Raw genomic sequence first — 25,794 nt, forward strand, 5'->3', positions numbered from 1 at the left:
CCTACAGTGTAAGATGTCGTCTATTTGTGCAGCAGGTACTTCCACATGAGCTTCAATCTCGCCAACAAAACCCTCGCCGAACGCGCCGAGCTGGAAGATGAAAAGTCACGCCTCTACGACCTGTGGCAGGCCAACCTGGGCAAGGCCAAGGGCGAAGCGGCGCGCTTGTTCGGCGAGCGCGCCAAGCGCAAGGGCAAGTGGGCTGAATGGGTGCGCGCAGAACTCGACGGCATGTCGCCGCCGGAGTTTTCCAATATGGTGCGCAGCGAAGTCAACAAGCTGATGGCCGCGGCGAAATAAAGCACGCCACAATCGCCTCGCGCACCTTGAGCAACAGCGGATCAAGCTGCGCCTGGGTGCGCCAGCCCAGTTCTACCGGGTAAACCGGCAGCGCCAACGGGCAGGGCAGTACACGCAAGCCGGTCATGTGCGCGATGGCCTGGGCCGCATGGCCGGGAATCGTCGCCACCGCCGTGCTGCCTTTGAGCAGAAACGGCAGCGCGGCAAAGTGGCTGGTGGACGCGCGCACCTGGCGGCTCAACCCTTGCGCCGCCAACCCTTCATCAGTGATCCCGATAAAACCGCCCGACGACACCAGCACGTGCTCGCGCGCGACGAACTCATCCAGGCTGATAGCGTGCTGGCTGGGCGCCAGGCTGTCCGGGTCGACCAGGCAGCGGTAATCCCCTTCGCCCACTACCTGTCGACTCAGCCTGCGTTCGGCAAACCCGCCCGCGGTGATCGCCAGGTCCAGGCTGCGGTCAAGCAGGGCCGCGGCGACGATCTGGCTGTGGGTCTGGCGGAAGATCACCCGCAGCTTGGGCGCGCAATCGGCGATGGCCTCCATCAACCGACGGGCGTAAGCAATTTCGAAGTCATCGGATAAACCCAGGACCACTGAACGCCCTTGGTAGTCGAGATTGTCCGGATGGACCATGGCCAGGCTTTGTCGGCAGCGGTCCAGCGCTTCGCTGATCACCGGTTTGAGCTGATTGGCGCGCAACGTCGGTGCCAGGCCGCGGCCGGTGCGCACAAATAATGGGTCGCCATACACGTCGCGCAAACGTCGCAGGCCTGCGCTGATCGCCGACTGGGTAACGCCCAGGCGCAACGCGGCGCGGCTGGCACTGGACTCGTCGTGCAGGGCTTCGAAGGTTTTCAGCAGGTTCAGGTCAACCTGGGCGATATTCATCTGGCTCATATCATTCAGCATTGAAGTGGGCTTTATTCATGATCGCGGCTGATCGGAGAATGGGCAACCCCCCTTATTTGGAGTGATCGTGATGCCCCTTTCTACCGTGGCTGCCTTGCAAATCGGTGCCTTGCCAGAAGGCAAAGCGCAAACCCTGGCGCAAATCCTGAGCTATGAGCACGAGATTCTGCGCAGCGGTGCGCAATTGGTGGTGATGCCTGAAGCCTTGCTGGGCGGCTATCCCAAGGGCGAAAGCTTCGGCACGCAGCTGGGTTATCGCTTGCCGGAGGGGCGCGAAGCCTTTGCCCGTTATTTTGCCAACGCCATCGACGTGCCGGGCGTCGAGACGCAAGCGCTGGCCGGGTTGTCTGCCCGCACCGGTGCCAGCCTGGTAATCGGCGTGATCGAGCGCAGTGCCAGCACGTTGTATTGCACGGTGCTGTATTTCGAGCCAAACGGCGGGCTGGTTGCCAAGCACCGCAAACTGATGCCCACCGGCACCGAACGGCTGATCTGGGGCACGGGCGATGGTTCGACCTTGCCGGTGATCGACACCGCTGTAGGCCGCATCGGTGGGGCGGTGTGTTGGGAAAACATGATGCCGCTGCTGCGCACCGCGATGTACGCCAAGGGCGTGGACGTGTGGTGCGCGCCGACCGTGGACGAACGCGAAATGTGGCAGGTGAGCATGCGCCATGTCGCCCATGAAGGGCGCTGCTTTGTGGTCAGCGCCTGCCAGGTGCAGGCCTCGCCAGCGGCGCTCGGCGTGCAAGTGGCCAATTGGCCGTCAGACCGTGCATTGATCGCGGGCGGCAGTGTGATTATCGGCCCGATGGGCGATGTTCTGGCCGGGCCGTTGGTGGGAGAGGCCGGGTTATTGACCGCGCAGATCAATACCGAGGACCTCGTCCGGGCACGTTATGACTATGACGTGGTGGGGCATTACGCGCGGCCGGATGTGTTTGAGCTGGTCGTGGATGAGCGCGCCAAACGAGGCGTGCGCACCCTCACCGAGTGAAGCCGGTCAAGCCGCAGGCGCCGGCTAGCCTGGCGCCTACGGCGTGGCAGGTAGCGTGTTGAGCCACTCTTCGCGGGTTATTTCCCAAATGTCGCGCGCGAAGGTGCCTTCCACAAACCGACCTTCCTGCGACCTGATCAAGCGCATGCCGGTGCGCTCGGATATCCGCCGCGAGCCAATATTGGGCGCCGCCTTGGGCACACGCAGCACGGGGCGCTTGAGTACCTCGAACCAGTACTCGGTCACCGCCGCGCTGGCTTCGGTCATCAAGCCCTGGCCTTGCCATTGCGGGCCCAGCCAGAAGCCGCGGTTATCGTCCGGTTCGTCCATCAGGCCGATAGTGCCGATCAACTGCTCCGGTGCAGTTTTGAGGCGGATCGACCAATGCCACTGCTCGCCCCGTGCCATGGCCGGCAAGGCGACCTGTTCCAGGTAGCAACGCGCGCCATCGGCCGGGTAGGGCCAAGGCACTGCGGCGTTGAGGTAGCGCACCACGTTCCAATGCGCAAACTGCTGCTGGATGGCCTCGGCATCCGCGAGCACCAGCGGGCGCAGGATCAGTCGTGGGGTCAACAGTACCGGTTGGCGGGCCATCACCAGGTCGCCGTGTTCGGCAGGTCCAGCGTGCCGCGCTCGACAAAACGCTGGGTGCCAAACAGGCCACCCGCCAGTTTGCCGCGCAGCACATAGGGCAGGTTGTTCAAGCTTTGGGTCTGGCTCAGGCCCAGGGTCTGGCGCAATACGGAAAACGCCGAAACGCTCACCGGCACACTCAGCACGGTTTCAGAAAACCGTGGGATCGAGCCGGACTGGTCACTGACCCCGGACGCCAACGGCCGGCCATTGACGTCCAGATCCAGGGCTACGCCGCTGTAGTCGATCGCCGTTTCATTCGGGTTTTGCACCCGCAGTTTCACCGCAAATCGTACTTCCAGGTCCTGGCTCTGCAGCGGCTCGATGCCGACCACGCTGATGTTGACCGGGTCGCGATTGGGGAACAGCGCACAGGCGCTCAAGGTCAGCAGCAGTAACGATAGAACCATGAGCTTGCGCATTCAAAAGTGCTCCTATTTCGTGACGTCCGGGTCCTGCATGACCTTGAGGGTGGAGGACTCCGGATCAAATTCATCTTCTTCCAGCTCTATGAACTCTTCGGGCAGGAAAATGTTCAGCAGGATTGCACAGAACGCGCCCACCGTGATCGGCGACTCGAAGATGTTGTGCAGCGCCTTGGGCAGGTCGCGCAGCACTTCCGGCACGGCGGCCACACCCAGGCCCATGCCCAGGGAAATCGCCACGATCAGCACATTGCGCCGGTGCAGTCCGGCCTCGGCAAGAATCTTGATCCCGGCCACGGCCACGGTGCCGAACATGATCAGGGTGGCGCCGCCGAGCACCGGCTTGGGCATCAATTGCAGCACCGCGCCGATCATCGGGAACAGGCCCAGCAGCACCAGCAGGCCGGCGATGAAGTACGCCACGTAGCGGCTGGCCACGCCGGTCAACTGGATCACTCCGTTGTTCTGCGCGAAGGTCACCATCGGCAGGCTATTGAACGTGGCGGCCATGGCCGAGTTGAGGCCGTCCGCCAGCAGGCCCGACTTGATGCGTTTGATATACAGCGGGCCCTTGACCGGTTGTTGCGAAATCATCGAGTTGGCAGTCAAGTCGCCAGCGGCTTCCAAAGGCGAAATCAGGAAGATCACCGCCACCGGGATAAACGCCACCCAATCAAACGAGAAACCGTACTTGAACGGCACCGGCACGCTGATCAGCGGCACGTGAGGCAGGGCTGCCAGATCGACCCGGCCCATCCACCAGGCCACCACAAAACCCAGCGTCAGGCCGATCACGATCGAACCCAGGCGCAGGAACGGGTTGCTGAACCGGTTGAGGACCACAATAGTCAGCAGCACCAGCGCCGCCAGGCCCATGTTGCCGGCCGCGCCCAAATCGCTGGAGCCGTAACCCCCGGCCATGTCGGTGACCGCCACTTTGATCAGCGACAAGCCCATCAGGGTAATGATGGTGCCGGTCACCACCGGGGTGATCAGCTTGCGCAACTTGCCGATGAACTGGCTCAGCACCACTTCGATAAAGGCTGCGAAAAAGCAGATACCAAAGAGCGTCGAGAGAATTTCATCGGTGCCGCCGCCTCGGGCCTTGACCATAAAGCCGGCGCTGAGAATCACGCTGATAAACGAAAAGCTGGTGCCCTGCAGGCACAACAGGCCCGAACCGATTGGGCCGAACGTGCGCGCCTGCACAAACGTGCCGAGCCCGGACACGAACAGCGCCATGCTCACCAGGTACGGCACTTCGCTTTCAAGGCCCAACACGCCGCCGACGATCAAGGTGGGGGTGATGATGCCGACAAAACTGGCGAGCACATGTTGCAGTGCGGCAAAAATCGCCGCAGTAAAGTGCGGGCGATCTTCCAGGCCGTAGATCAGGTCGGATTTATAGCGGGGGCGAGGGGTTTGAGTGTCAGACAAAATACAGGCCCGTTAGGGAAAGGGGCGCGCAGGATGCCAGAAAGTGCCGGCCGTCAGAAGTGTGTAAAAATATTTCGAAACATCCTGCATTAAATCCCGGCATCTGCCGATACCGTATTCAAGCCCACCCAACTCTTATAACAGTGGTGCCCAAAGATCAGAGCGGTGCGTTGGCGCCGACTGATCGTGTCGCGGCAGGGACGCTCGCCCACTATCTCTCGAGAGCAGCCCTATGTCCCTTCGTAATCTGAATATTGCCCCGCGCGCCTTCCTCGGTTTTGCGTTCATTGCGTTGCTGGTCGTGATCCTTGGCGTATTTGCCGTCAACCGCATGACACAGATTCGCCAGTCTTCCCTGGACATGGGGACCAACCAGTTACCCAGCGTGAAATTTCTCGGCAACATGACGGAAAACGTCCTGCGCTTGCGCATCTTGTCGTTCCGGATATTGATCAACCGTGAGCCCGCCGCCCTTGAGGAAGCCAAGACCCGCGTGGCGGTGTTGGTCGACAAGGTCAAGCAGGCCCAGGGTGCTTATGCGGTTATGCCGGCAGGCCCGGAAGAGGCGGCGCTTTACAAAACTTTCGCCGCGACCCTCGACAATTACTTCGCGGCGCAGGCCGAGATGATGTCGCTGTCGCAGCAGAACAAAGTCGACGAAATGCGCAGCCTCATCAATACGCGGATCAAGGACGGTACGGATCTGATGGGTGAGCAGCTGAACAAACTGATCGCGATCAACAGCGCCGATGCCGACCAGGCCGGGCGGGATGCTGAAGGCAGCTACCAACAGGCCGTCAGCGGCATCATCATCGTTTCGGTGGTGGCGGCGTTGATGACGGTGTTACTCGCCTGGCTGCTGACCCGCAGCATCGTTGCGCCGCTGCGCAAAGCGGTGCAAGTGGCCGAAACCATCGCCAGCGGTAACCTGACCACGCTCGTCGAAGATGATGGCAAGGATGAACCGGCCCGTCTGCTTGGCGCTTTGTCTGCGATGCAGACCAACCTGCGCCAGACCATCCAGCACATCGCCGGTTCGGCCACGCAACTGGCCTCTGCTGCCGAAGAATTGAGCGCGGTCACCGAGGAAGCCTCCAGAGGCCTGCAACAACAGAACAACGAAATCGACCAGGCCGCCACCGCCGTCAACGAAATGACCGCCGCCGTGGAAGAGGTGGCGCGCAATGCGGTATCCACCTCCGAAGCGTCCAGCCAGTCCAACCAGGCGGCGCGTGAAGGCCGTGATCGGGTAGTGGAAACGGTCGGTGCGATTCAGACCATGACCCAGGACGTGCAAACCACGTCGGTGATGATCGAAGGCCTGGCCACGCAGGGCCGTGACATCGGCAAGGTGCTGGACGTGATCCGCGCGATTGCCGAACAGACCAACCTGCTGGCGCTCAACGCAGCCATTGAGGCAGCCCGCGCCGGTGAAGCCGGGCGTGGCTTTGCGGTGGTGGCCGATGAAGTGCGGGCGCTGGCGCATCGCACCGCGCAGTCGACCCAGGAAATCGAGAAAATGGTCGCCGGCATTCAGACGGGCACCGGCGAAGCGGTGCAGTCGATGCAACAAAGCAATCAGCGCACCCAGAGCACCCTGGAAATGGCCCGTGCCGCCGGTGTGGCGCTGGAGCAGATTACGCAGTCGATCAGTTTGATCAACGAGCGCAACCTGGTCATCGCCAGTGCTTCTGAAGAGCAGGCCCAAGTGTCGCGTGAGGTGGACCGCAACCTGGTCAACATCCGCGACCTGGCGACTCAGTCGGCAGCCGGCGCCAACCAGACCAGCGCCGCCAGCCACGAGCTGTCGCGCCTGGCGGTGGATTTGAACGCGATGGTGGCGCGGTTCGTGATCTGATGATCGAAAAGCGTTGGGTGTGTGTTGCGCCCTGTTTTCGCTCAGATTTCGCAACCACCCAGGCACCGACCTGAGGGGTGCAAGCACAAGCAGAGCGGCTTTACTGTGAGAGCGGGCTTGCCTGCGATGCAGGCACCTCGGTTCATCAGGTACACCGGGTTGATGCCATCGCAGGCAAGCCAGCTCCCACAAGTTGACCGAGTGCAGCTGCCAGCACCGCGCTGATTTGCCTTTCTGTGGGAACTGGCTTGCCTTTGGCCGCGTACACACGACACCCATCTACCGGATGCACTGCGATCCAACTGTGGGAGCGGGCTTGCTCGCGAAGGCGGTGGTTCAGTCAGGTCATGTGTCACTGACATACCGCTTTCGCGAGCAAGCCCGCTCCCACAAGTTGACCGCGTTCAACTGCCAGTAGCGCAGTGCTTGGCTTTTCTGTGGGAGCTGGCTTGCCTGCGATGCAGGCACCTCGGTGTATCGGGTACACCGGGTTGATGCCATCGCAGGCAAGCCAGCTCCCACATTGAATTGGGTTCAGCTCTCAAGATCAGGTCGGCTGTCAGGCCGCCTCGGCTGTGCTTTTGCTTCTACCACTCAGGTCGGCTACTAGGCCGCCGTGCTGTAGATTTTGATCTTGATCTTAGGCGCCCCGTTAAACCACGCTGGCCGAGCGCAGGTAGTACGGAGCGGCTAAACCGCCAGGACGCCGGTTTAGCCGCGACGGGGCAGGGACGGCCCGTCGCGGCGGCCCGCTCCGTAGTACCTTCGTTCGGGCACACCGAGCCTAAGCGAGGGGCCGAGTGGTGGGGCATGAGCCCTTTGGTTACTTTGGGGCTTTTCCAAAGTGACCCGCCGTAAGGGCGGAACCCAAAGCGGCCCTCTCCCAAACAACGGATAATCACCCGGTCAAACCCAGCCCCCGCGCTCACACCTCACCCACCACAACCCAACGCGCTTCACGGGCAGCCACACGAATCGCCGTTGCCAACTGCTCAACCGCCCATGCCCCCTCAAAGTCAGTGCCCCCCGCGCCTTGCCCCGCCAGCGCCATGATCAATTCGTGCACCTCCAGCGTTTTCAACTCGTTGTACCCCAGTTGATGCCCGGCCGCCGGGCTGAACGCGGCATAGCCGGGCAGGGCAGGGCCGGCCAGCAGCCGTTGGAAACCGTCCTGGCCGAGCCGACACACCCGCAGTTCATTCAAGCGCTCCTGATCGAACGCCAGCGTGCCTCGCGTGCCACTGATTTCAAAACTCAGGTGGTTCTTGTAGCCGTGCTTGAGCCAGCTGCTGCTCACCGTGCCGCGCGCGCCGTTGGCAAAGCGCAAGAGTGCGTGCACCTGGTCATCCACCGCGATGGGTTTACGGTCGCTGCTGCCGTAGACGACCGGGCGTTGGGCGTGGACGGTCTGGGTGTCGGCGCACACGCTGTGCACCTCACCGACCAAGTAGCGCGCCATCGACAGCAAATGACTGCCCAAATCCGCCAAGGCGCCGCCGGCATGTGCCACGTCACAGCGCCACGACCAAGGTGAGGCCGGGTCGGCCATGAAATCTTCGCTGAACTCGCCCTGGAAACTGATGATTTCGCCCAGTTCGCCGTCGGCAATCATCTGCCGCGCCAGGCTGATCATCGGGTTGTGCTGATAGTTGTAGCCTACCCGCGTGACCACGCCGGCCGCACTCGCGGCGCGGCGCATGGCTTCGGCCTGCTGCAGGCTGACCGCCAGCGGTTTTTCGCAATACACCGCCTTGCCCGCTTCAATCGCCGCCATGGCCATGGGGTAATGCAAGTGATTGGGTGTGGTGATGGCCACGACATCAACGGTGGGGTCATCTATCAGCGCCTGCCAGTCGCCGTGGGCCTGGGCAAACCCCCAGGCGGTAGCGCAACGCTGTGCGCGTTCGGTGTCGGCATCGGCCAAGGCGGCCAGGTTGAGGTGTACCGGCAGTTCGAATACCGCGCGGGCATTGTTGAACGCCAAGGCATGGGCGCGCCCCATGAAGCCCGTGCCGATCAGGCCGATTCCGAGTTCACGCATAGCGGTGTTCCTTTGGATTATTGTTTTCAGGACGTGCATTAATGGAATAAATATTCTCTAAATTCAAGAGATGGAATAAATATTCATTAATCAGCCTGGGTAATGCACTCATATTCAGGCCATCGTCATAGCCCGCCAGTTAACAAAAGATAACGTAGCGCCGATTGTCAGACGATTCGAAAGCCCGATAGGATGGCCCCTGCTTCCTTCAGGCGCTCTAGATTGCAGGTTTCAGAGGCCGGCAAGGCAAGACGACCTAACAATAATAAATCGGGAGAAAGGTCTATGAGTGAGCCTGTCATGGGTTGGGTTGTTTGCCGCCCGCGCGCCGCACGCAAGGTTGCGATGCTGGCTACAGCGCTCTCGCTGCTGGGGGTGTTGTCGACACCCGTGCTGGCAGCCGATGAAACCGGCGCACCGCCGGCATTTGCGATTCAATCCCCCAAGGCCGCCAAAGGCCTGATGATCGACGTGGTGCACGCCGGCTCCCGTCTGGTGGCGGTCGGTGATCGCGGGCACATCCTCTATTCCGATGATCAGGGCAGCACCTGGACCCAAGCCAAAGTGCCGACTCGGCAACTGCTGACGGCGGTGTTTTTCGTCGATGAAAAACACGGCTGGGCTGTCGGCCACGACGCACAGATTCTTGCAAGCGCCGATGGCGGCGCCACCTGGACCCAGCAATACCAAGACCTCAAACGCGAAGCCCCCTTGCTCGACATCTGGTTCAAGGATGCCGAGCACGGCCTGGCCGTGGGCGCCTACGGTGCGTTGATCGAAACCACCGACGGCGGCAAAACCTGGGCAGACGTCAGCGACCGCCTCGACAACGAAGACCAGTTCCACCTCAACGCCATCGCCTCTATCAAGGACGCCGGGCTGTTTATCGTCGGTGAGCAGGGCAGCATGTTCCGCTCCAGTGACGACGGCCAGACCTGGGAAAAGCTCGAAGGCCCGTACCAGGGCTCGCTGTTTGGCGTGATCAGTACCGCTCAACCCCACACCCTGTTGGCCTATGGCCTGCGCGGCAATCTCTACCGTTCCACGGACTTTGGCAGCACCTGGGAACAGGTTGAGCTGAACGCGGCGCGAGGTGCCCTGGAATTTGGCTTGTCCGGCGCCACGTTGCTCGACGACGGTTCGCTGGTGGTGGTCGGCAACGGTGGCAGCGTGGTGGTCAGCTATGACGACGGGCAGACCTTCAGCGTGTTCAACCGCCCAGACCGCATTTCACTCTCGGCGGTCACCGCGGCGGGCAACGGCAACTTGATTCTGGTCGGGCAGGGTGGCGTGCGTGTGGCCTCCGCCGCCGGTGCAGAGCTCTCAAAATAATAAGAAGGCGGGGTTTCAATGAGCAGTCATCACAACGATAAAGCGACCTTTCTTGAGCGCCTGATCTTCAACAACCGCCCGGCAGTGATCGTCATCTGCCTGCTGGTGAGCATTTTTCTGTTCTGGCAGGCGACGTTGATTCGCCCGTCCACCAGTTTTGAAAAGATGATCCCGCTCAAGCACCCCTTCATCGAAAAGATGATGGAGCACCGCAATGACCTGGCCAACCTGGGCAACACGGTGCGCATCTCCGTGGAGGCCAAGGACGGTGACATCTTCACCAAGGAATACATGGAGACCCTGCGCCAGATCAACGACGAGGTGTTCTACATCTCCGGCGTCGACCGCTCGGGCCTCAAGTCGCTGTGGAGCCCCAGCGTGCGCTGGACCGAGGTCACCGAGGAAGGCTTTGCCGGCGGCGAAGTGATCCCGCAGAGCTACAACGGCTCGCCGGAAAGCCTCGACCAGTTGCGCAACAACGTGCTCAAGTCCGGCCAGGTGGGGCGCCTGGTGGCCAACGACTTCAAGTCGAGCATTGTCGACATCCCGCTGCTGGAGTCCTACCCGGACCCACAGGACCAGGGCAAGTTGCTGGCCCTGGACTACCGCAAGTTTTCCCACGAACTTGAAGACAAGATCCGCGACAAGTTCGAAGCACAAAACCCCAACGTCAAGATTCACATCGTCGGGTTTGCCAAGAAGGTCGGCGACCTGATCGACGGCCTGGTGATGGTGGTGATGTTCTTCGGCATCGCATTCGTCATCACCCTGATTCTGCTGCTGTGGTTCACCAACTGCCTGCGCAGCACCGTCGCGGTATTGAGCACCACGCTGGTGGCAGTGGTCTGGCAGCTCGGCCTGATGCATTTCTTCGGTTTCGGCCTCGACCCGTATTCGATGTTGGTGCCGTTCCTGATCTTTGCCATCGGTATTTCCCACGGCGTGCAGAAGATCAACGGCATTGCGCTGCAATCCAGTGAGGCGGACAACGCGCTGACCGCCGCCCGACGCACGTTCCGGCAATTGTTTTTGCCGGGGATGATCGCGATTCTCGCCGACGCGGTGGGCTTTATCACATTGCTGATCATCGACATCGGCGTGATCCGCGAGCTGGCCATCGGCGCCTCCATCGGCGTGGCGGTGATTGTGTTCACCAACCTGATCCTGCTGCCGGTGGCGATCTCCTACGTAGGCATCAGTAAACGCGCCATCGCCAAAAGCAAGAAAGACGCGCACCGCGAACACCCGTTCTGGCGCCTGCTGTCCAAATTCGCCAGCGCCAAGGTCGCGCCGGTGTCTATCCTGCTGGCGCTGATCGCCTTCGGTGGCGGTCTCTGGTACAGCCAGAACCTGAAGATCGGCGACCTCGACCAGGGCGCGCCGGAACTGCGCCCGGACTCGCGCTACAACAAGGACAACAACTTCATCATCAACAACTACTCCACCAGCTCCGACGTGCTGGTGGTAATGGTCAAGACCCGTGCCGAAGGCTGCTCGCGCTACGAAGCCATGGCGCCCATCGACCAGTTGATGTGGAAGATGCAGAACACCGAAGGCGTGCAGTCGGCGATCTCGTTGGTGACCGTGTCCAAGCAGATGATCAAGGGCATGAACGAGGGCAACCTGAAATGGGAAACCCTGTCGCGCAACCCCGACGTGCTGAACAACTCCATTGCCCGCGCCGACGGCCTGTACAACAACAATTGCTCGCTGGCGCCGGTGCTGGTGTTCCTCAACGACCACAAGGCCGAAACGCTCGACCGCGCAGTGCATGCGGTGCAGGATTTTGCCAAGGAAAACAACAAGGACGGCCTGGAATTCATCCTTGCCGCCGGCAACGCCGGGATCGAAGCGGCGACCAATGAGGTGATCAAAGAGTCGGAACTGACCATCCTCATCCTGGTGTACCTGTGCGTGGCGACCATGTGCATGATCACCTTCCGCTCGTGGGCCGCCACCCTGTGCATCGTGCTGCCGCTGGTGCTGACCTCGGTGCTGGGCAACGCGTTGATGGCGTTCATGGGCATCGGCGTCAAGGTCGCGACCCTGCCGGTGGTGGCGCTGGGCGTGGGGATTGGCGTGGATTACGGCATTTACATCTACAGCCGTCTGGAAAGCTTCCTGCGCGCCGGCCTGCCCCTGCAAGAGGCCTACTACCAGACGCTCAAGTCGACCGGCAAAGCCGTGCTGTTCACCGGCTTGTGCCTGGCCATCGGCGTGTGCACCTGGATCTTCTCGGCCATCAAGTTCCAGGCCGACATGGGCCTGATGCTGACCTTCATGCTGCTGTGGAACATGTTCGGCGCGCTGTGGCTGCTGCCGGCGCTGGCACGGTTCCTGATCAAGCCTGAAAAACTCGCGGGGCAGAAGGGCAACTCGCTGTTTGCACACTAAGCCCGACACCGTCGCGCAGTGCCGCGTGGCAAGGGCGCAATGCCCTTGCCACACGGCCTGTCAGGTTAGGAAGTGGCCCAGCGTAAAGCACAGGGCAAGGCGTCAGCGCGGTGCCCGTGGCACTGGCGCGATGGCCAGGAACAACTGATCCACGGGCGGCGTAATCAGCACATACAGAATGTGGGTCAGCGGGTCGGCGCCGGGTTCCGTGCGGGTTTGAAGGTCGGCCTGGACACGCTGCTTGAGCAAGTCCTTCTGCGTGTACTTGCGCTGTTCCGGCAGCTTCAGGTGGGCCCGCGTGTAGTGGGCGGGCAGGGCGTCGGCATGGGCGTAATGAAAGTGCGCATACCACAACACCACCGGCGGTTTCTTGGCCTTGTCGTACACCGCGTACTCGGTGAAGAAGTCGCCGCTGAGGGTCGGGCGTTGCGGGTCGGCCAGGCTGGTCAGGTTGATGTCGATCTGTTTTTGTTCCCACAGGTAATTGAGGCTCTCCTGGGTCGGCCATTGCCGTTTGTACGCCGCACTGCACACGCGCTGCGCCAGCCGGCTGATGTCCCTGGCGTGTGCCCGGTATTCATCGATCAGGCGTTGCACCGCGGTTTTTTGCGTCAGATGGTCGCGTGCCAACTCATCGGCCAAGGCCGTGAGTTTTCCGGCGTGGCCCATGAGCATTTCATTCCAGTCACCCGGGTCGACGTGTTGACGGGTCAACGGCGAGTCGAGTTTTTGCTGCTCGGCCGTGATCAGTTGTTCAATGCCTTTGCGTTGTTCGATCAGCGCCTGGGCCAGGCCTTTGAGGGTGGCCAGTGAGCGAACCTGGGCTGCGCCGGCCGGGGCAGCCGCCGGGTCCTTCGCGGTCGTGGCCCAACCGTCTGCGTGTTGGCTGAACGAGGCAATGGTTTCACCGGTCAAGGCGTCGGTGAGGGTCAGTTGCTCCTGGCTGTTCTGTGCATCGGCAGGCTTGAGCTCACCGATGAGGTAGGCTTTTTTGCGGGTTTTAAATACCCGTTTGGCCGGGTTTTTGGGACGCAGGGTTTTCGACAAGGGCAGCACGACGTCCAGCTCTTCCTGTTTGCGTACCACCGCTTCAAGTTCGCTTTGCGCAAGCGCCTGGGCAAATTCAAGGCCTGTCAGCAGGCGTTCGGCCTCCGGGCGCAGGCGCCCGGGGTTGAGCGCCTTGAGGGCACGAATCGCATCCTCATGACGGCGGTACCGGTCAAGGACCGTCTCATACACATTACGTTGCTCGGCCAGCGGGTACTCGGCACCGCTGCGCACTTCGACGTGAGACTGCAGGGCTTGGGCCAGGTCGCTTTGTTCAAGCCGGTTGAGGTAAAAGTCCTCCTGGGGTGGCAATCGTCGGTCGGCCGTCGCCACGCTGGCGGCGGCGAGGTAATTGAGCGCATTGAGCCTCAGGTTGTTGGCGAAAAAATTCTGCGGGTATTGGATCTGCGTCAGGCATTCCTGGCGGATCACACGGCCCGCCACCGAGTCCTGTTCCAGTTGTTCGAGCGTATGCTCCATGACCGCCGCGACCTCGGCCATGTGCTCGCGGATATTGGCCGATTCAACCGTGTTGCGGATGTATTCGTCGTAGACGGTGGTGTCTCCCAGCAGGTTGTCGACAAACATCCTGCGTGCCATCTGCGCCATGGGCTCGCCCGCGCTGGAAAAACGCATGGCGTTCAACCGGTCCAACAACAACGTCTGGATGGCCGACTGCTGGTTCCATAGGGTCCCCAGGATTTTTGCCCGGTCATGCACGTGCACGCCGGCGCCGCCGACCCTTTCCAGCTCCTGGCCCACCTTGACCATTTCCAGGCGTGGGGGCAGGGACTGGGCAAATTGGTCTTCGAGGTTCTGCAGCAGAATCTGAAACTCGGTGCGTCGCTGCTGGTGGTTCAGGGTCTCCTGCTGGTGCCGCGCCGTCAGGGCCGGCTGTTGCTCCGGCGTTGCTTTTTGCAAAAGATTCCAGACCAGTTGCACGGTTTTGCGCTGGTTTTTCAAGGCGGTGGCGGCAGATAACATCTGCTCCATGGAGGCCAGGAAGGGCGCCATCAAGTGGGTTATTTGCGTATTGAGTGCCTGCCCGCGTGCGAGCAGCGCGTTTTTTCTACGCTGGTTTTCCTCGCGCAAGGCCGCCATCCGCTTGGGGCCACCGCCCACCAGCTTGAGGCCGCGGTCCAGTGTCCAATGGCCTTTTCCATCGGTGCGAAGCTTGATGCCGGGGTGGTCGGTTTTTTCGGGGTGCACGATATACACGTCGCCAAAACCCGGAACGATGCTGGCCCTGAACAGCAAACCTCCGACCGAGGCATGCCAGACCCCATTGAGGTTATACAAACCCAGGTGACGCCCGGCGCTAACCTGCGCAGGTAGGGGCTGTGGCCAGGGCAGGCTGAATGCCCGCAGTTTTTCCAGCAGCGCTGCCGATGCTGCGTCGCTGGCCAGCGAATGATCGAAATCCACCAGCGTGCGGCCACCGCCGGGCGGTTCGCAAGGCAGACCGACCGTGCCACGTTCAATCGCCGGCTGGCTGGTTGCCGCGCCCAACGCTGCACGCCGCAACGCCGGGAACATGGGCAAGGCTTCGTCCAGTACAGGGTGCACCGGCGCCGCCGTGAGCGAGCCGTGATGCACCAGCAGCAAAGCGATGTTTTGCAGCAGATCGACCCACGCCAGCGCCTGCGTCTGAGGGTCGTCACTTTCCAGCGCCGGCACATCGTGCGTCAGGCCCTGCACCAGTTGCATCAGCCAGCCGATTGCCGCCAGCGGCCCGCGCACGGCCATCAGCAGGGTATTGAAGCCCAGCTGCATACCTTCCAGGATCAACGCCCAGCGGCTCTCGCTATTGGACGTGGACTCGCGCTCAGCCTGCGCCAGCAGTTGCCGAGTCTCGCAGCCGAACAGGTACTCCATGAGGCTGCCATTGTTCAGGGCCTGGAGGATTTCGTCGCTGCTCTGGTCGCCAGCGGCGGCCAACTGCGCAGGTTCAGGCACGCGCGGCAGCGGGTCGAATTCCGAGCCCAGGCCGACCCGCACGTAGTGAGGCTGGGTAAACCCACCGTTGCTGTAGATGGCCCTGGCCGAGTCCGGCAACCAGGTCAAAACGCTGTCCTGCAACGCGCCGGGCCGTACGAGGGCGGCCAGCAGGCTGTCGCGACTGGCAAACTCCAGCAGCGAGTCGCGATAGGCCGGCCGATACAGCAGGTGCGGGCCTCGTTGCGTATCGAGGGGCTCGATGATGAACATGTTTTGCACCACGTCCGCCGTGGCGCCGGGCTTGCGCACCAAGGCCAGCACCCGCATGACGATGCTCTCGCCGTCGACCTGGCGCCCCGAGCAGGCCGGGCTCAGCACGGCATTCACCCACAGGATGCCGCGCGGTGTCAGGCCAGCTTCGCCTTTGAGCCTGTGCTCCAGCGCTTGGGTTTTCAGCTGCACCGGCCGTTGCTGTTCGAACAGGCGCTTGCGTTTTTGAGCGGCCTCGGTATCGCCGAGCAGCTCCTGGCGCAGGTAAAGAGGGTAATTTTTGCCGATGTCGACACGCTGGACCAGTTGGCGAATGCCGTCGGCTGTCAGCCAGGCTTCGATTGCCCGACCGGTGCGGTGGCTGAGTGTCATGCGGCCATTGGGCGCGCCCGAGAGGTTTTTCAGGGCCAGATCCACCAGGCTCAGGGTCACCGGTTCGACATAACCGCCGGCCAGGGTGCCCACCGCCACGTGAAAGGTCAGTTGCAGATCGTCGGCGTGGTAGCCACTCGATCGAGCGGCAGCGTCGCAGGCGCGTTGGCCACCCAGGGCGACGCTGCGATCCAGGCACAGTTGGTGGTTCAAATGTTCGGTTGCATAGCTGCGCAGGGTCTCCAGGCTGTCGAAATCCGAATCGCCAAGGGTCAAGCGGCGGATGCCGGCCTGTTCAAGCAGGCACTCACGGTAAGCAAGGCGCTCGGCCGCGCCGGCGTGCTGCAGCCAGGCGGGCAGGGCTGCGCGGATCGAATTCAGGGTTGCCAGCGGTGTGGTGGTCGAGGGGCTGAAGACTTGCGCCGGGTTTGTAGCGGCAGCAAACCGCAGCTCCAAGGCCTGCACGCTGGACCCGGCCGGGAGCTCAATGGCTGCGAGAGTGTCCAGTTGCCCCTCAAGTATGAGCGCGGCTTGCACCTCGAAAATATTGCCGTCGGGCTCGTACTGCTTCCAGGTGATGCGCTGCGCGCGAAAACGCTGCTGCAGGTGCATTCCCCAGGCCTGGCCGAAGGCTTCGAGGTCGGCGTACGCCTCGATCTGCCCCGATACGCGGCATAGCAACACCTGCGTCGGGGCGACCACCAGCACATCGCTGGCTTGCAGGGTGAGTCGGCTGCCTGCCTGCTCCAGAACGGTTTCCAGGGTATAGGCGCGCACGGCCTTCTGTGGCCAGGGGCGCTGGGCGCGCGTACTGCGCTCGGGGTAACGGGCCAGTGTGAGGAGCGTATCGAGCTGTCGTGCCAGGCTCCCTGGCTGGCGAATGGCCGAGTCGAGCAGCGCGCCGTGCAGCACGCGGGCCAGCCACTGCCAGCGGCTGCCCCCGGCCTCCGTGTCCTGGTTCCAGTAGGCTGCCAAGGCGTCTTGAAAAGCGATACTCAGAATCAGCGGCAGTTCTCTGATAACGGCTTCGATGACTGCCAGGTCATAGTCGTGCGGGCCATCGGCCTCAAAGCTCAGCCGGGTTCCCGTGGCGTCGCCCAGGTAGCAGTCCAGGCCGTAGCGCATGGACACATCGGGAAAGCTGCCATCGGCCAGGTGACTGAGCGCCACCTCCAGCAACGGGAGCAAGCTGCGTCCGCCGCCGTCACGGGGTATGGCCAGGCGCAGGTCAGCGAGCGCAGAGCGCAGCGGCGGGTATTTTTCCTTCAAGTGGTCGGCCAGCAACTGCGCAGTGACTGAGCGCAGCGTCGGGCGAGTGAGAAACCGGGCTTCAACCGCTTGTCGGGCCGGGTGTGCAGCAGGGACGGTGTTCGGGTCTGTCATGGGTATTCCTTTACAGGGGAGCAAAACGCGCCCCAGCAAAGTAATGCGCTGCGTCGCCCGGAGGCGGTAGCCCGTTATGGCCTTAGGTGCAGGCAGCAAACTGGCCTATCATTAGCGCTTTGAACCTGATGAAAGACTGTGATGACTGATAATTTGCCTGCCGTCCTGAAGACTTCCGACATGCTTGAAATCGATGGCCTGCATGCCTTTGATTTCACCTTTGATGAACAGGCCTTGCTGATCACTGCCATGGACGGTCGTGCTGAAAAACGCTGGCGTTTCAGCCTGGAACAGGTGCAGGCCGCCACCTTCGATGACACCTTGCAAAGCTGGACCCTTACCGGTGATTCAGGCGAACACCGCCTGATCTGCATGAGCGCTTTCACCGGCAACAATAACGACGAGGATGAAGCGGATGATGATGCGTAAATTCTGGCCCCTGCTGATGGCGGGCAGTGTCGGTGCCATGTCGGTGCAAGCCGCCCCGGCAGACACCTACGAACTGCTGGTGGGCAGCTACACCGCCGGTACCAGCGAGGGTATCTACCGCCTGCAGTTTGACAGCCGTACCGGTCAATTCAGCGGCAAGCCGGTACTGGCCGCGAAGGCGGCCAACCCGTCGTGGCTGACGATCTCCAAAGACCAGAAGCATTTGTTCGTGGTCAACGAGAACGGCCAGGGCCAGAAAGACCCGGTCGGCCGCGTCAGCAGCTACAGCATTGACCCGCAGAACCATCAATTGACCCTGATCAACCAGGTGCAGAGCCTGGGCAATGAACCCACCCATTCCAGCCTTGCCGCTGATGGGCGTTACCTGTTCGTTGCCAACTATTCGGTACTCGAAGATCCGGGTGGCAGCCTCGCAGTCCTGCCGGTTGACGCCGCTGGCAAACTGTCGGCGCCGGTGCAACTGAGCGGGCATCCGTCCAGCCGGGTAAACCCGGAGCGCCAGGCCTCCAACCATGTGCATTCGGTGGTGTCATCGCCGGACGGCAAATACGTGTTTGTTCAGGACCTGGGCGCCGACAAGGTGTTTGCCTACCACTACGACCCCAAGGCCAACCCTGAACTGCCGCTGACCCCGGCCACCCCTGCGGCCGTGCCAATGCCACCGGGCAGCGGCCCGCGTCACTTGCTGTTCAGCGCGGATGGCAAGCATGCCTGGCTGACCACCGAGATGAGCGCTCAGGTCGCCGTGTTCGATTACAACGACGGCAAGCTCAGCCAGACCCAACTGGTCGATTTTGCTGCCGGGCAGCCGGTGGCCGACAAGGCCGGTGCGGCGCTGCACGCCTCCAGCGACGGCAAATTCCTGTACGTGAGCAACCGCGGCACCGCCAACCAGATGCTGGTGTTCAGCATCGACCCGGCCACCGCGCACCTCAAGGAACTGCAGCGCCGCTCCGTGGAAGGTGACCACCCGCGCGAGTTCAGCCTGGACCCGAGCGGCAAGTTTTTGCTGATCGCCAACCAGAAAAGCAACGAAATCGTGGTAGTCGAACGCGACCCCAAGACCGGCCTGCTGGGTAAAACCGTGCAGAAACTGCCGATCGATGCCCCCAGTGACCTGAAGTTTCTGGTGCGTCAATAAGCCACAGGCCCCGCCATGCGGGGCCTGACTCGGTGTATTAATTCTATTGATAGCGGCTACTGTTTCAAAGCATTACCAAGGTTCAGCCCTCGGGCGTAAGTTGGGTTCCAAGGCCTTCCCCGGCCACCTAAACCAACGAACACAAGGGTTACCGATATGAACTTGAACCTCTTCTCCATCATCGCCGCTTCCGCTGTTTCCGCCACCGTGGCATTGCCTGCCGCCGCCAGCGTGGAAGTGTCCGGCAAAAAATCCAACACCACGGCCTACACCCAGAAATACCTGCAACAGAGTGCCAACTTCTACGCCGCACTGGATCACAAGGCCCAGCACTGAGCATGAGCTGAGCGACGGTCACATGTGGGAGCTGGCTTGCCTGCGATGAAAGCAACTCGGTGTATCCGTTGGAACGAGTTGTCGGCATCGCAGGCAAGCCTGCTCCCACATTTGATTGTGTTGGGCTCAGGGTTTTGCCATTACCGCGACAAACAGCGCTGATTCCAGAAAACGCTGCAGCCAGGTCTGCAAACGAGGATACGGCGCGCTGGCGAACCACTCGCGGTCCACGTGCGCAAACTGACGCACAAACGGCGCCAGTGCCACATCGGCCAGGCTCAAATGCTCGGCCAGCAAAAACGCCCGATCCGCCAACAAAGCCTCCAGTGCACGCAAAAACACCGCGCCCTCGGCCCGATAATGTTCCATCGGTAGCTCCGGGTAGCGCTCGGCATACTTGTATCGATTCAAGTGATGTTTGAAGGCCTGGTCGTTCTCGGCGATCAGTTGCAGCACCCGTGGGTCGCCCTTGAGCAACCAGTCGTCAGGGTCGTGCTGCGCCAGGGCCCAGAGCATGATCTCCAGGCTTTCCTCAATGACCCGACCGTCCACACTCAATACCGGCACCGTGCCCTTGGGCGACAGCGCGAGCATGTCGGCCGGCTTGGCTTTCAGGCTCACCTCGACGATCTGCACGGGCACGCCCGCGTAGCGCAACGCCATTCGCGCGCGCATCGCATACGGGCAGCGCCGGAACGAATACAGCAGCGCCTCGCTCACTTGACCTCCAGCGTGCTCAAGCCATTGCCCTGACGCTTGACCTGGATCTGCACTGGAATGCGCTCGTGCATCTCCTGTACGTGGGAAATCACCGCCACCTTGCGGCCCTGGGCCTGCAGACCGTCCAGGGCGTCCATCGCCAATTGCAGCGACTCCGGATCAAGGCTGCCGAAACCTTCGTCGATAAACAGTGACTCGATCTTCAACGTACTGGACGCCATCGACGCCAGGCCCAACGCCAGCGCCAGCGACACCAGGAAGGTTTCGCCCCCGGACAACGAGTGCACCGAGCGCAGTTCATCGCCCATTTCTGTGTCCATCACCAACAGCCCGAGCATGCTGCCGCCGCGTTTGAGGCGGTAGCGGCGCACCAGTTGGCGCAATTGCACGTTGGCGTGGTGCACGAGCAAGTCCAGGTTGTAGGCCTGGGCGATCTTGCGGAACGTGTCGCCGGTGGCCGAACCGATCAGCGCATTCAGGCGCGCCCAGCGTTGCCATTCTTCATAGGCCTGGGTGATCTGTTCGGCCAGCGCGTGGTTGGCGTCCTGTCGGCGCTGGTCTTCGGCCTGGCGCGCGCGCAGCTCGGCGCAGTGTTTTTCGCCCTCGGCCAATTGTTGGTTGAGCGTGGCCAGGCTGTCATCGAGTTGATCGGCGTCCAGGTTGCCGTTGTGCAAGGCCTGATGCTCGGCGAGGCGTTGCTCGCGTTCGTGCAGCAGCACCTTGGCTTGTTCGACGGCTTTTTCGCTGTGTTGCACCTGCTGGCGCAGCGCGCTGATCTGGCTGTCATCAAAGGCCAGCAAGCGCGTAAGCCCCTCGTCATCCAGCTCGGGGTGCAGCGCCCGCCATTCGCTCAGGCGTTCGTCGAGGCTGTGCTGCTCAGCAGTCAGTGCCTGTTGGCGTTCCTGCTGCGCCTTGAGGTCGGCAGCCAGTTGAACAAGGGCATTACGCAGGTCTTGCAGCTGTTGATTGGCGTCGGTTTCGCGCTGACGTGCCTGTGCCACCGCCTGGTCCAGTTGCTGCTGCCACTGCTCAGCGCTGGCGTGATCGCCCAGCAGCGCCGTGAGTTGTGCCTGCGCGGCCTGTCGCTGCGCGGACAACTCGGTGACGTGCTGATGCAAGGCATCCAGTTGCTGCTGGCGATGCTGCTGATGGGTCTGCTCTTTCTCGATGGCCTGTTGACGTTCCTGCTGCTCGGCCAATTCATCGCGCTGATGGCCCAGCTGTTCCAGGCGCTGGTTGACCTGCTGGTCGAGCTGCATAAAGGTCGCGGCCGGTTCGCGGCGCAAGCCTTCGAGGGTTTCGGCCGGCAGCAGGCTGGCGAAGGCATGCAGCTCTTCGTCGAGACGTTCGCGGTCGTTGGACAGCTCGCGTTGCTGGTCCACCAGCAACTGCCGGGCTTGCTGGCTCGCATCCTGAGCGGCTTGCAACTGCTGCTGCAAACGCCCGGCATTTTGTTGCAGGTTGAGCAGGGCGCCCTGGCGCTGTTCGTCCTGGGTGATGCTTTGCGTCAGTTGCGCCAATTGCTGAGCCAGCCAAGTGCTGCGCTTGGCGGCGTCCTGATTGAACAATGAGCCGCTGAGCGCGTGCGCTTGCAAATTCGACGCCGAGGCATTTTGCGACGTGACCAGTACTTCTTGCTGGCTCAGAAATTCCTTTATCTGCGCATTCACCCCGCCCAGTTCACCGCGCAACTCGATCAGTTTTTGATTGAGGGTATCGACGGCCTTTTGTGCGGTTTGCTCTTCACTTTCGTCATGGCGTCCGAGGCTTTGCAGCAACGCTTCAGGTTGGTGAAAGGGGTGTTCCTGGCTGCCACATACCGGGCAGGGCTGATCGTCTTGGAGTTTCGCGCGCAATTCTTCAACGCTTTCACTGCGTAGCGTGCGTTGACGCTCCAGCAACTGCTTGGTGACGGTCAGCGCATGTTCGGCTGTAGACAGTTCAACCCGTGCTTGCTGGCCAGATTGGATCAGGCTTTCACGTTGCTGGTGGGCGTCTGCGAGCTTTTGCGTAAGGACGGTGACTTGCTGATCCAGCTGCTGCTGGTTGTCCCACAGGCGCGTCAGGTCTTCAAAGGCGCGTTGCTGCTTGCGGTTGTCCTGCAGCAGGCTCGCCAGTAGCTGGATCTGCTCGGCGACCGCGTGCGGCTCGGCGCCGGCTTCCTGATACAACAGGTCCAGCGCGTCACGTTGCTGAGCGAATTTTTCGGCGGCGATGGTGGCGCGTTGTTCCAGCTGCGGCAGTTCGCTCTGGCCTTTGTTCAAGCGATTGCCGATCAGCATCAACTGTTGCAGACGGTCGCGGTAAGCACCCCAGGCATCGCTCAGCGGCGCCAGGGTGGCGCTGCGCTCCAGCTCGGCAGCCAGGCGTTGCAGGCGTTCGGCAACGTGGGTGTGTTTGTCCTGCAACCCCTTCAACAAGGTCTGGCCTTGGGTGCAGGCGACCTCGTGTTGCTGCTGGTCTTCGGTGCGTTTGGCCAGGTCCTTGGTCAGGTGGGCGAGGGTGCTTTGTGCTTCAACGGCCTGGCGCAACAAGGGCACGGCGTCGGCCTGGTGCTTCAGCGCCTCAGCCAGTGCCGCCTGGGCCGCCACTTGCTGGGCTTGCGCCTGCTCCTGACGCGTGTGCAGCGCGGTTTGCTGCTCGCGGTGCTGATGAATCTGCGCGGCGAGCGGCGTCAGCAACGTGCCGAGTTCAACCTGTCGAGCAAATTGATGGCGCTGTGGCGCCAAGTGCTCCAGGCGGCTCAAATCCTCGCGCTGCTGGCCCTGGCCATCCCAATCGGCCTGGGCGCGTTGCAGTTGCTCAGTCGCGCTTTGTTGGCGCTCCTGCCATTCGCGCAACTCCTTGAGCCAGGTGTGCTGCAACTCCAACTGCTTGAGCTGGGCCTGCCGGGTCTTGAGCTGCTGCTGCGCCGTGGCTAACTGTTGATCCAGTTCGGCACGGGCCTCGGCGGCCAATGGCACCACGCCGGTGGCCTGGTCTTGTAGTTGTTTGTGCGCGTCCTTGGCATCCTTGGCCTTGTCGAAGGCGCGGCGGCCAAGCTGGGTGTAGAGCGCGGTGTCGGTGAGCTTTTCCAGCAGTTCGCTGCGCTCATTGTCGTTGGCCTTGAGGAACGCGCTGAATTCACTTTGCGCCAGCAACACCGCGCGGGTGAACTGCTCGAAATTCAGGCCCAGGGCCAGTTCCAGCTGGGTCTTGTATTCGGTCTTCTGGCTGGCCAGCAGTTGGTCGCTGTCCAGGTCGATCAGGCTTTGCCGGCTGTTCTGCAACTTGCCGCTGGCCTTGTCGCGGGCGCGGTTGGCCTCCCAGCGCGCACGGTAGCGACGGCCGTTGACGCCGACAAAGTCCACCTCGGCATAACCACCGCCGGTGCCGCGGCGCAGCAGGGTGCGTGGGTCGCCGATGGAAATGTCGCTGTCGGCATCCGGCATCTTGGCCTGGCCGGTATCGCCCAGGCGTGGCACCGCGCCAAACAGCGCCAGGCACAAGGCATCGAGCAAGGTACTTTTGCCCGCGCCGGTCGGCCCGGTGATGGCAAACAACCCGGCGCTGGCCAGGGGCTCGGCGGTAAAGTCGATTTCAAACGGGCCGGCTAGTGAGGCAAGGTTTTTCAGGCGGATGGCAAGAATCTTCATGGCTGTTCACCCGCCTGTTGCACTTCCTGGAGCAGCACGGCGAAATCCTTCAAGGTCTGTTCATCCACTTCACTGCCGTAGTTGTCCTGCCAGGCGCGGCTGAACAGCTCCTGGGGCGTGAGCTGGTCGAGTTCGACCAGGCGCTCGTCGTCGGTGGCGTCGCTGCCGCGCTTGCCGGCATATTCAGCGGCGATGCGCACCAGGCGCACGGCCTTGCCTTGCAGGGCGGTTTCGATTTGCTGGCGCTGGTCCGGTTGCGGCTCGTCCAGGCGCACCCGCACTTCCAGCCACGGGTGGCGTTGGGTCTCGGCGAGCAGGTCGATGTCGGGCAGATCCGCCAGTTGCTTGAGGATATCCGCCAGCGGCGCAGCGTCCAGGCGTTGCAGGTTGACCGAACGCGGGATCAGGCGCGGCTCGACGCCGACCAGGCGTTGGCCCTGGAAGGTCACGTCGAGAATCTGGTGCTTGTAGCCGATTTCGGAAAACGACAGGGGAATCGGCGAGCCGCTGTAGCGAATGCGTTCTTCGCCGTTCACCTTTTGTGGCTTGTGCAAATGGCCCAGGGCCACATAGCTCACGCTGGCATCGAACAGGCTGGCGGGCAGCGCCTCGGCATTGCCGATGATCAGGCTGCGCTCGGAGTCTTCCGACACCGAACCACCGGCCATATGCGCATGGCTGATGGCAATCAGCGCCTGGCCTTTTTTGCGTTTGGCATTGGCGGCGGCGATCAGCCATTCATGCACCTGGCCGATGCCGCGCAGGTAGTCGTCGCCCAAGTGCGCACCGGTGACTTCCGCCGGGCGCAAAAACGGCAGCGCCAGGCACCAGGCGGCGATCTTGCCTTTGGCGTCAGGCAGCGGGATCAGCAGGCGCTCGGCATCCAGTTGGCCGTCATCCAGCCACAGCACGCGGCCCAGGGCATGCGTGCGCAGGCGGCGCATCAACGGCGCGGGCAATTCGATGCGCGAGCCGGAGTCGTGGTTGCCGGCGATCATCACAATCGTGAGTTTCGGGTTGTGTTCGTGGGCGCTGATGATGAAGTCGTACAGCCGCTCCTGGGCCTTGAGCGGCGGGTTGACCGTGTCGAAGATATCGCCGGCGATCAGCAGCACATCGGGCTGCTCGGCTTTTAATTGGCCCAGCAGCCACTCGAGGAAGCAGGCGTGTTCGAAGTCGCGTTCCTGGCCATGCAGGTTTTGGCCGAGGTGCCAGTCGGAGGTGTGGAACAGACGCAAGGCGAACTCCGCGGAGAAGATGAAAAGGAGGGGAGTTTACCTGTAAAAGCCTGCACCGTGCCCGCGGACGAGCCAGATCGGCTGTGGGGGTTGGCGTGCCGACAGAGCGAGGTGGCTGTGTTGCAGGCACGCCAGCGTCCACAGGGGTTATGCGGCGTGCAGGCAGTTCAGCGCGCGGTCGGCCAAGGTTTTGGCGTTGTTGATCAGGTGTTCGGTGGCGCTCGCCATGTCGCGTTCATGGCCGAGCAGCGTTTGCGTGGTGCTGGCCGCGGTGGCGGCGGCACAGCGCAGCAGGTCGCAGATTTGGGCCAGGGCGTCTTCGAAGCTGAGGTCGTGATGCGCGACGAAGGACGGCAGTGAATCGGGTTGCAAGTAGTGGCGCAGGGCACGCTCAAAAATTTCGCGGGGTGGGTCGGGGACGATTTTGTTCATGAATGAAACTCCTGGAAGATTGGGAGCCATTCTTTTGCAGATCTCACTCGACAAAAGGTGGCAGCTATGTGCGGGGTGAGATAACCGGTAGGAGCACCCGGCCAGACCGAAGTCTGCCCGCACACAGCCGCCATAGAGCATATTGCTCGCGGTTGTGACACTTGGCGCCTACACAGGATCTCACCCCTGATCGCTGATATGCAGCGACAGAGCGAAGGCTAGCCAGTGAGGTGGGCAGGCGCAAGGCCGAAGGATTGTCTAGGAAACTTCCCGCGAATTAAAGGGATGTGGATTGCTGGCCTTTAACAATGCGTGTCGATCAGGTGGCACTGATCTACCGTGGGGGCGGGGGGGTGAGTACATATCCGTTGCTGCGGTTACGGCCACTTAGGGTTCCGCTCTTACAGCGGGTCACTTTTGGCAAACGCCCGGAATGCCGGCCCAGCCAAAAGTAACCAAAAGATCTTTGCCCCACCACTCGGCACCTCGCTTAGGCTCGGTG

At 62.0% G+C, this 25,794-nt stretch carries 18 protein-coding genes; 8 read left to right on the forward strand and 10 right to left on the reverse strand.

All coding sequences use genetic code 11. The features are described 5' to 3' along the window. Positions 1–45: 45 nt before the first annotated feature. Positions 46–300: a hypothetical protein gene (locus AACW30_RS25395; RefSeq protein WP_106579759.1), complete on the forward strand. Its 255-nt coding sequence runs from the start codon at positions 46–48 to the stop codon at positions 298–300. On the opposite strand, the gene AACW30_RS25400 is transcribed toward AACW30_RS25395, so the two are convergent. Further along, entirely contained in the window at positions 272–1,192 is a 921-nt protein-coding gene (locus AACW30_RS25400; RefSeq protein WP_200623769.1) for a LysR family transcriptional regulator, read from the reverse strand. The genes AACW30_RS25395 and AACW30_RS25400 overlap by 29 nt on opposite strands. Before the next feature lie 91 nt (positions 1,193–1,283). On the opposite strand from AACW30_RS25400, the gene AACW30_RS25405 reads away from it, so the two are divergent. After that, positions 1,284–2,210 (forward strand): carbon-nitrogen hydrolase family protein, encoded by a 927-nt coding sequence (locus tag AACW30_RS25405; RefSeq protein ID WP_200623752.1) that lies wholly within the window; start codon positions 1,284–1,286, stop codon positions 2,208–2,210. Between the two features lie 36 nt (positions 2,211–2,246). On the opposite strand, the gene AACW30_RS25410 is transcribed toward AACW30_RS25405, so the two are convergent. Genes AACW30_RS25410 through AACW30_RS25420 form a run of 3 tightly spaced genes read right to left on the reverse strand, consistent with a single transcriptional unit; the run spans position 2,247 to position 4,705 of the window. Next, the gene (locus AACW30_RS25410) at positions 2,247–2,804 is read right to left on the reverse strand and encodes a GNAT family N-acetyltransferase (RefSeq protein ID WP_200623753.1); all 558 of its coding nucleotides are present in this window, start codon (positions 2,802–2,804) and stop codon (positions 2,247–2,249) included. Then, a complete protein-coding gene (locus tag AACW30_RS25415) occupies positions 2,804–3,265 on the reverse strand; it encodes an LEA type 2 family protein (protein ID WP_119735904.1) in 462 nt (153 codons plus the stop codon). The genes AACW30_RS25410 and AACW30_RS25415 overlap by 1 nt, the downstream gene beginning before the upstream one ends. Before the next feature lie 12 nt (positions 3,266–3,277). After that, positions 3,278–4,705 (reverse strand): nucleobase:cation symporter-2 family protein, encoded by a 1,428-nt coding sequence (locus AACW30_RS25420; protein WP_169366944.1) that lies wholly within the window; start codon positions 4,703–4,705, stop codon positions 3,278–3,280. Positions 4,706–4,937: 232 nt separating this feature from the next. Between AACW30_RS25420 and AACW30_RS25425 the strand changes: the two genes are divergently transcribed. After that, complete coding sequence (locus AACW30_RS25425) at positions 4,938–6,563, forward strand: methyl-accepting chemotaxis protein (protein WP_119735900.1); 1,626 nt, start codon at positions 4,938–4,940, stop codon at positions 6,561–6,563. Between the two features lie 925 nt (positions 6,564–7,488). Here AACW30_RS25425 and AACW30_RS25430 read toward each other — a convergent pair. After that, entirely contained in the window at positions 7,489–8,604 is a 1,116-nt protein-coding gene (locus AACW30_RS25430) for a Gfo/Idh/MocA family protein (RefSeq protein ID WP_200623754.1), read from the reverse strand. A 300-nt stretch (positions 8,605–8,904) separates the two neighbouring features. Between AACW30_RS25430 and AACW30_RS25435 the strand changes: the two genes are divergently transcribed. Together AACW30_RS25435 and AACW30_RS25440 are read left to right on the forward strand one after the other, a co-directional pair. Then, positions 8,905–9,936, forward strand: coding sequence for a WD40/YVTN/BNR-like repeat-containing protein (locus tag AACW30_RS25435; RefSeq protein WP_200623770.1), 1,032 nt, complete (start codon positions 8,905–8,907; stop codon positions 9,934–9,936). Between the two features lie 18 nt (positions 9,937–9,954). Further along, positions 9,955–12,330, forward strand: a complete 2,376-nt coding sequence (locus AACW30_RS25440; protein ID WP_106580502.1) for an efflux RND transporter permease subunit — start codon at positions 9,955–9,957, stop codon at positions 12,328–12,330. Positions 12,331–12,432: 102 nt separating this feature from the next. Here the strand turns inward: AACW30_RS25440 and AACW30_RS25445 are convergent, their stop codons facing one another. Next, positions 12,433–17,340 (reverse strand): hypothetical protein, encoded by a 4,908-nt coding sequence (locus tag AACW30_RS25445; protein ID WP_200623755.1) that lies wholly within the window; start codon positions 17,338–17,340, stop codon positions 12,433–12,435. Between the two features lie 141 nt (positions 17,341–17,481). On the opposite strand from AACW30_RS25445, the gene AACW30_RS25450 reads away from it, so the two are divergent. The 3 genes from AACW30_RS25450 to AACW30_RS25460 all read left to right on the forward strand — a co-directional run bounded on the left by AACW30_RS25450 (position 17,482) and on the right by AACW30_RS25460 (position 19,267). Further along, positions 17,482–17,769, forward strand: coding sequence for a DUF5629 family protein (locus AACW30_RS25450; protein WP_119735885.1), 288 nt, complete (start codon positions 17,482–17,484; stop codon positions 17,767–17,769). Further along, on the forward strand, positions 17,756–18,931 hold the full coding sequence (locus AACW30_RS25455) for a lactonase family protein (protein ID WP_200623756.1): 1,176 nt from the start codon (positions 17,756–17,758) through the stop codon (positions 18,929–18,931). The genes AACW30_RS25450 and AACW30_RS25455 overlap by 14 nt, the downstream gene beginning before the upstream one ends. A 156-nt stretch (positions 18,932–19,087) precedes the next feature. Then, positions 19,088–19,267 carry a hypothetical protein gene (locus AACW30_RS25460; RefSeq protein ID WP_065931250.1) on the forward strand — a complete coding sequence of 60 codons (180 nt, stop codon included), beginning with the start codon at positions 19,088–19,090 and terminating at the stop codon, positions 19,265–19,267. Between the two features lie 126 nt (positions 19,268–19,393). Here the strand turns inward: AACW30_RS25460 and AACW30_RS25465 are convergent, their stop codons facing one another. The 4 genes from AACW30_RS25465 to AACW30_RS25480 form a co-directional block, all read right to left on the reverse strand. Next, entirely contained in the window at positions 19,394–19,987 is a 594-nt protein-coding gene (locus AACW30_RS25465; RefSeq protein WP_200623757.1) for a glutathione S-transferase, read from the reverse strand. After that, entirely contained in the window at positions 19,984–23,622 is a 3,639-nt protein-coding gene (locus AACW30_RS25470) for an AAA family ATPase (protein WP_200623758.1), read from the reverse strand. The genes AACW30_RS25465 and AACW30_RS25470 overlap by 4 nt, the downstream gene beginning before the upstream one ends. Next, a complete protein-coding gene (locus AACW30_RS25475; protein ID WP_200623759.1) occupies positions 23,619–24,860 on the reverse strand; it encodes an exonuclease SbcCD subunit D C-terminal domain-containing protein in 1,242 nt (413 codons plus the stop codon). Before AACW30_RS25475 ends, AACW30_RS25470 begins: the two co-directional genes overlap by 4 nt. A gap of 147 nt (positions 24,861–25,007) precedes the next feature. Next, the gene (locus tag AACW30_RS25480; protein ID WP_178125284.1) at positions 25,008–25,292 is read right to left on the reverse strand and encodes a DUF6124 family protein; all 285 of its coding nucleotides are present in this window, start codon (positions 25,290–25,292) and stop codon (positions 25,008–25,010) included. Positions 25,293–25,794: the final 502 nt, after the last annotated feature.

The sequence above is a fragment of the Pseudomonas sp. MF6747 genome (assembly GCF_963890955.1).
In the GTDB taxonomy this organism is placed as follows: domain Bacteria; phylum Pseudomonadota; class Gammaproteobacteria; order Pseudomonadales; family Pseudomonadaceae; genus Aquipseudomonas.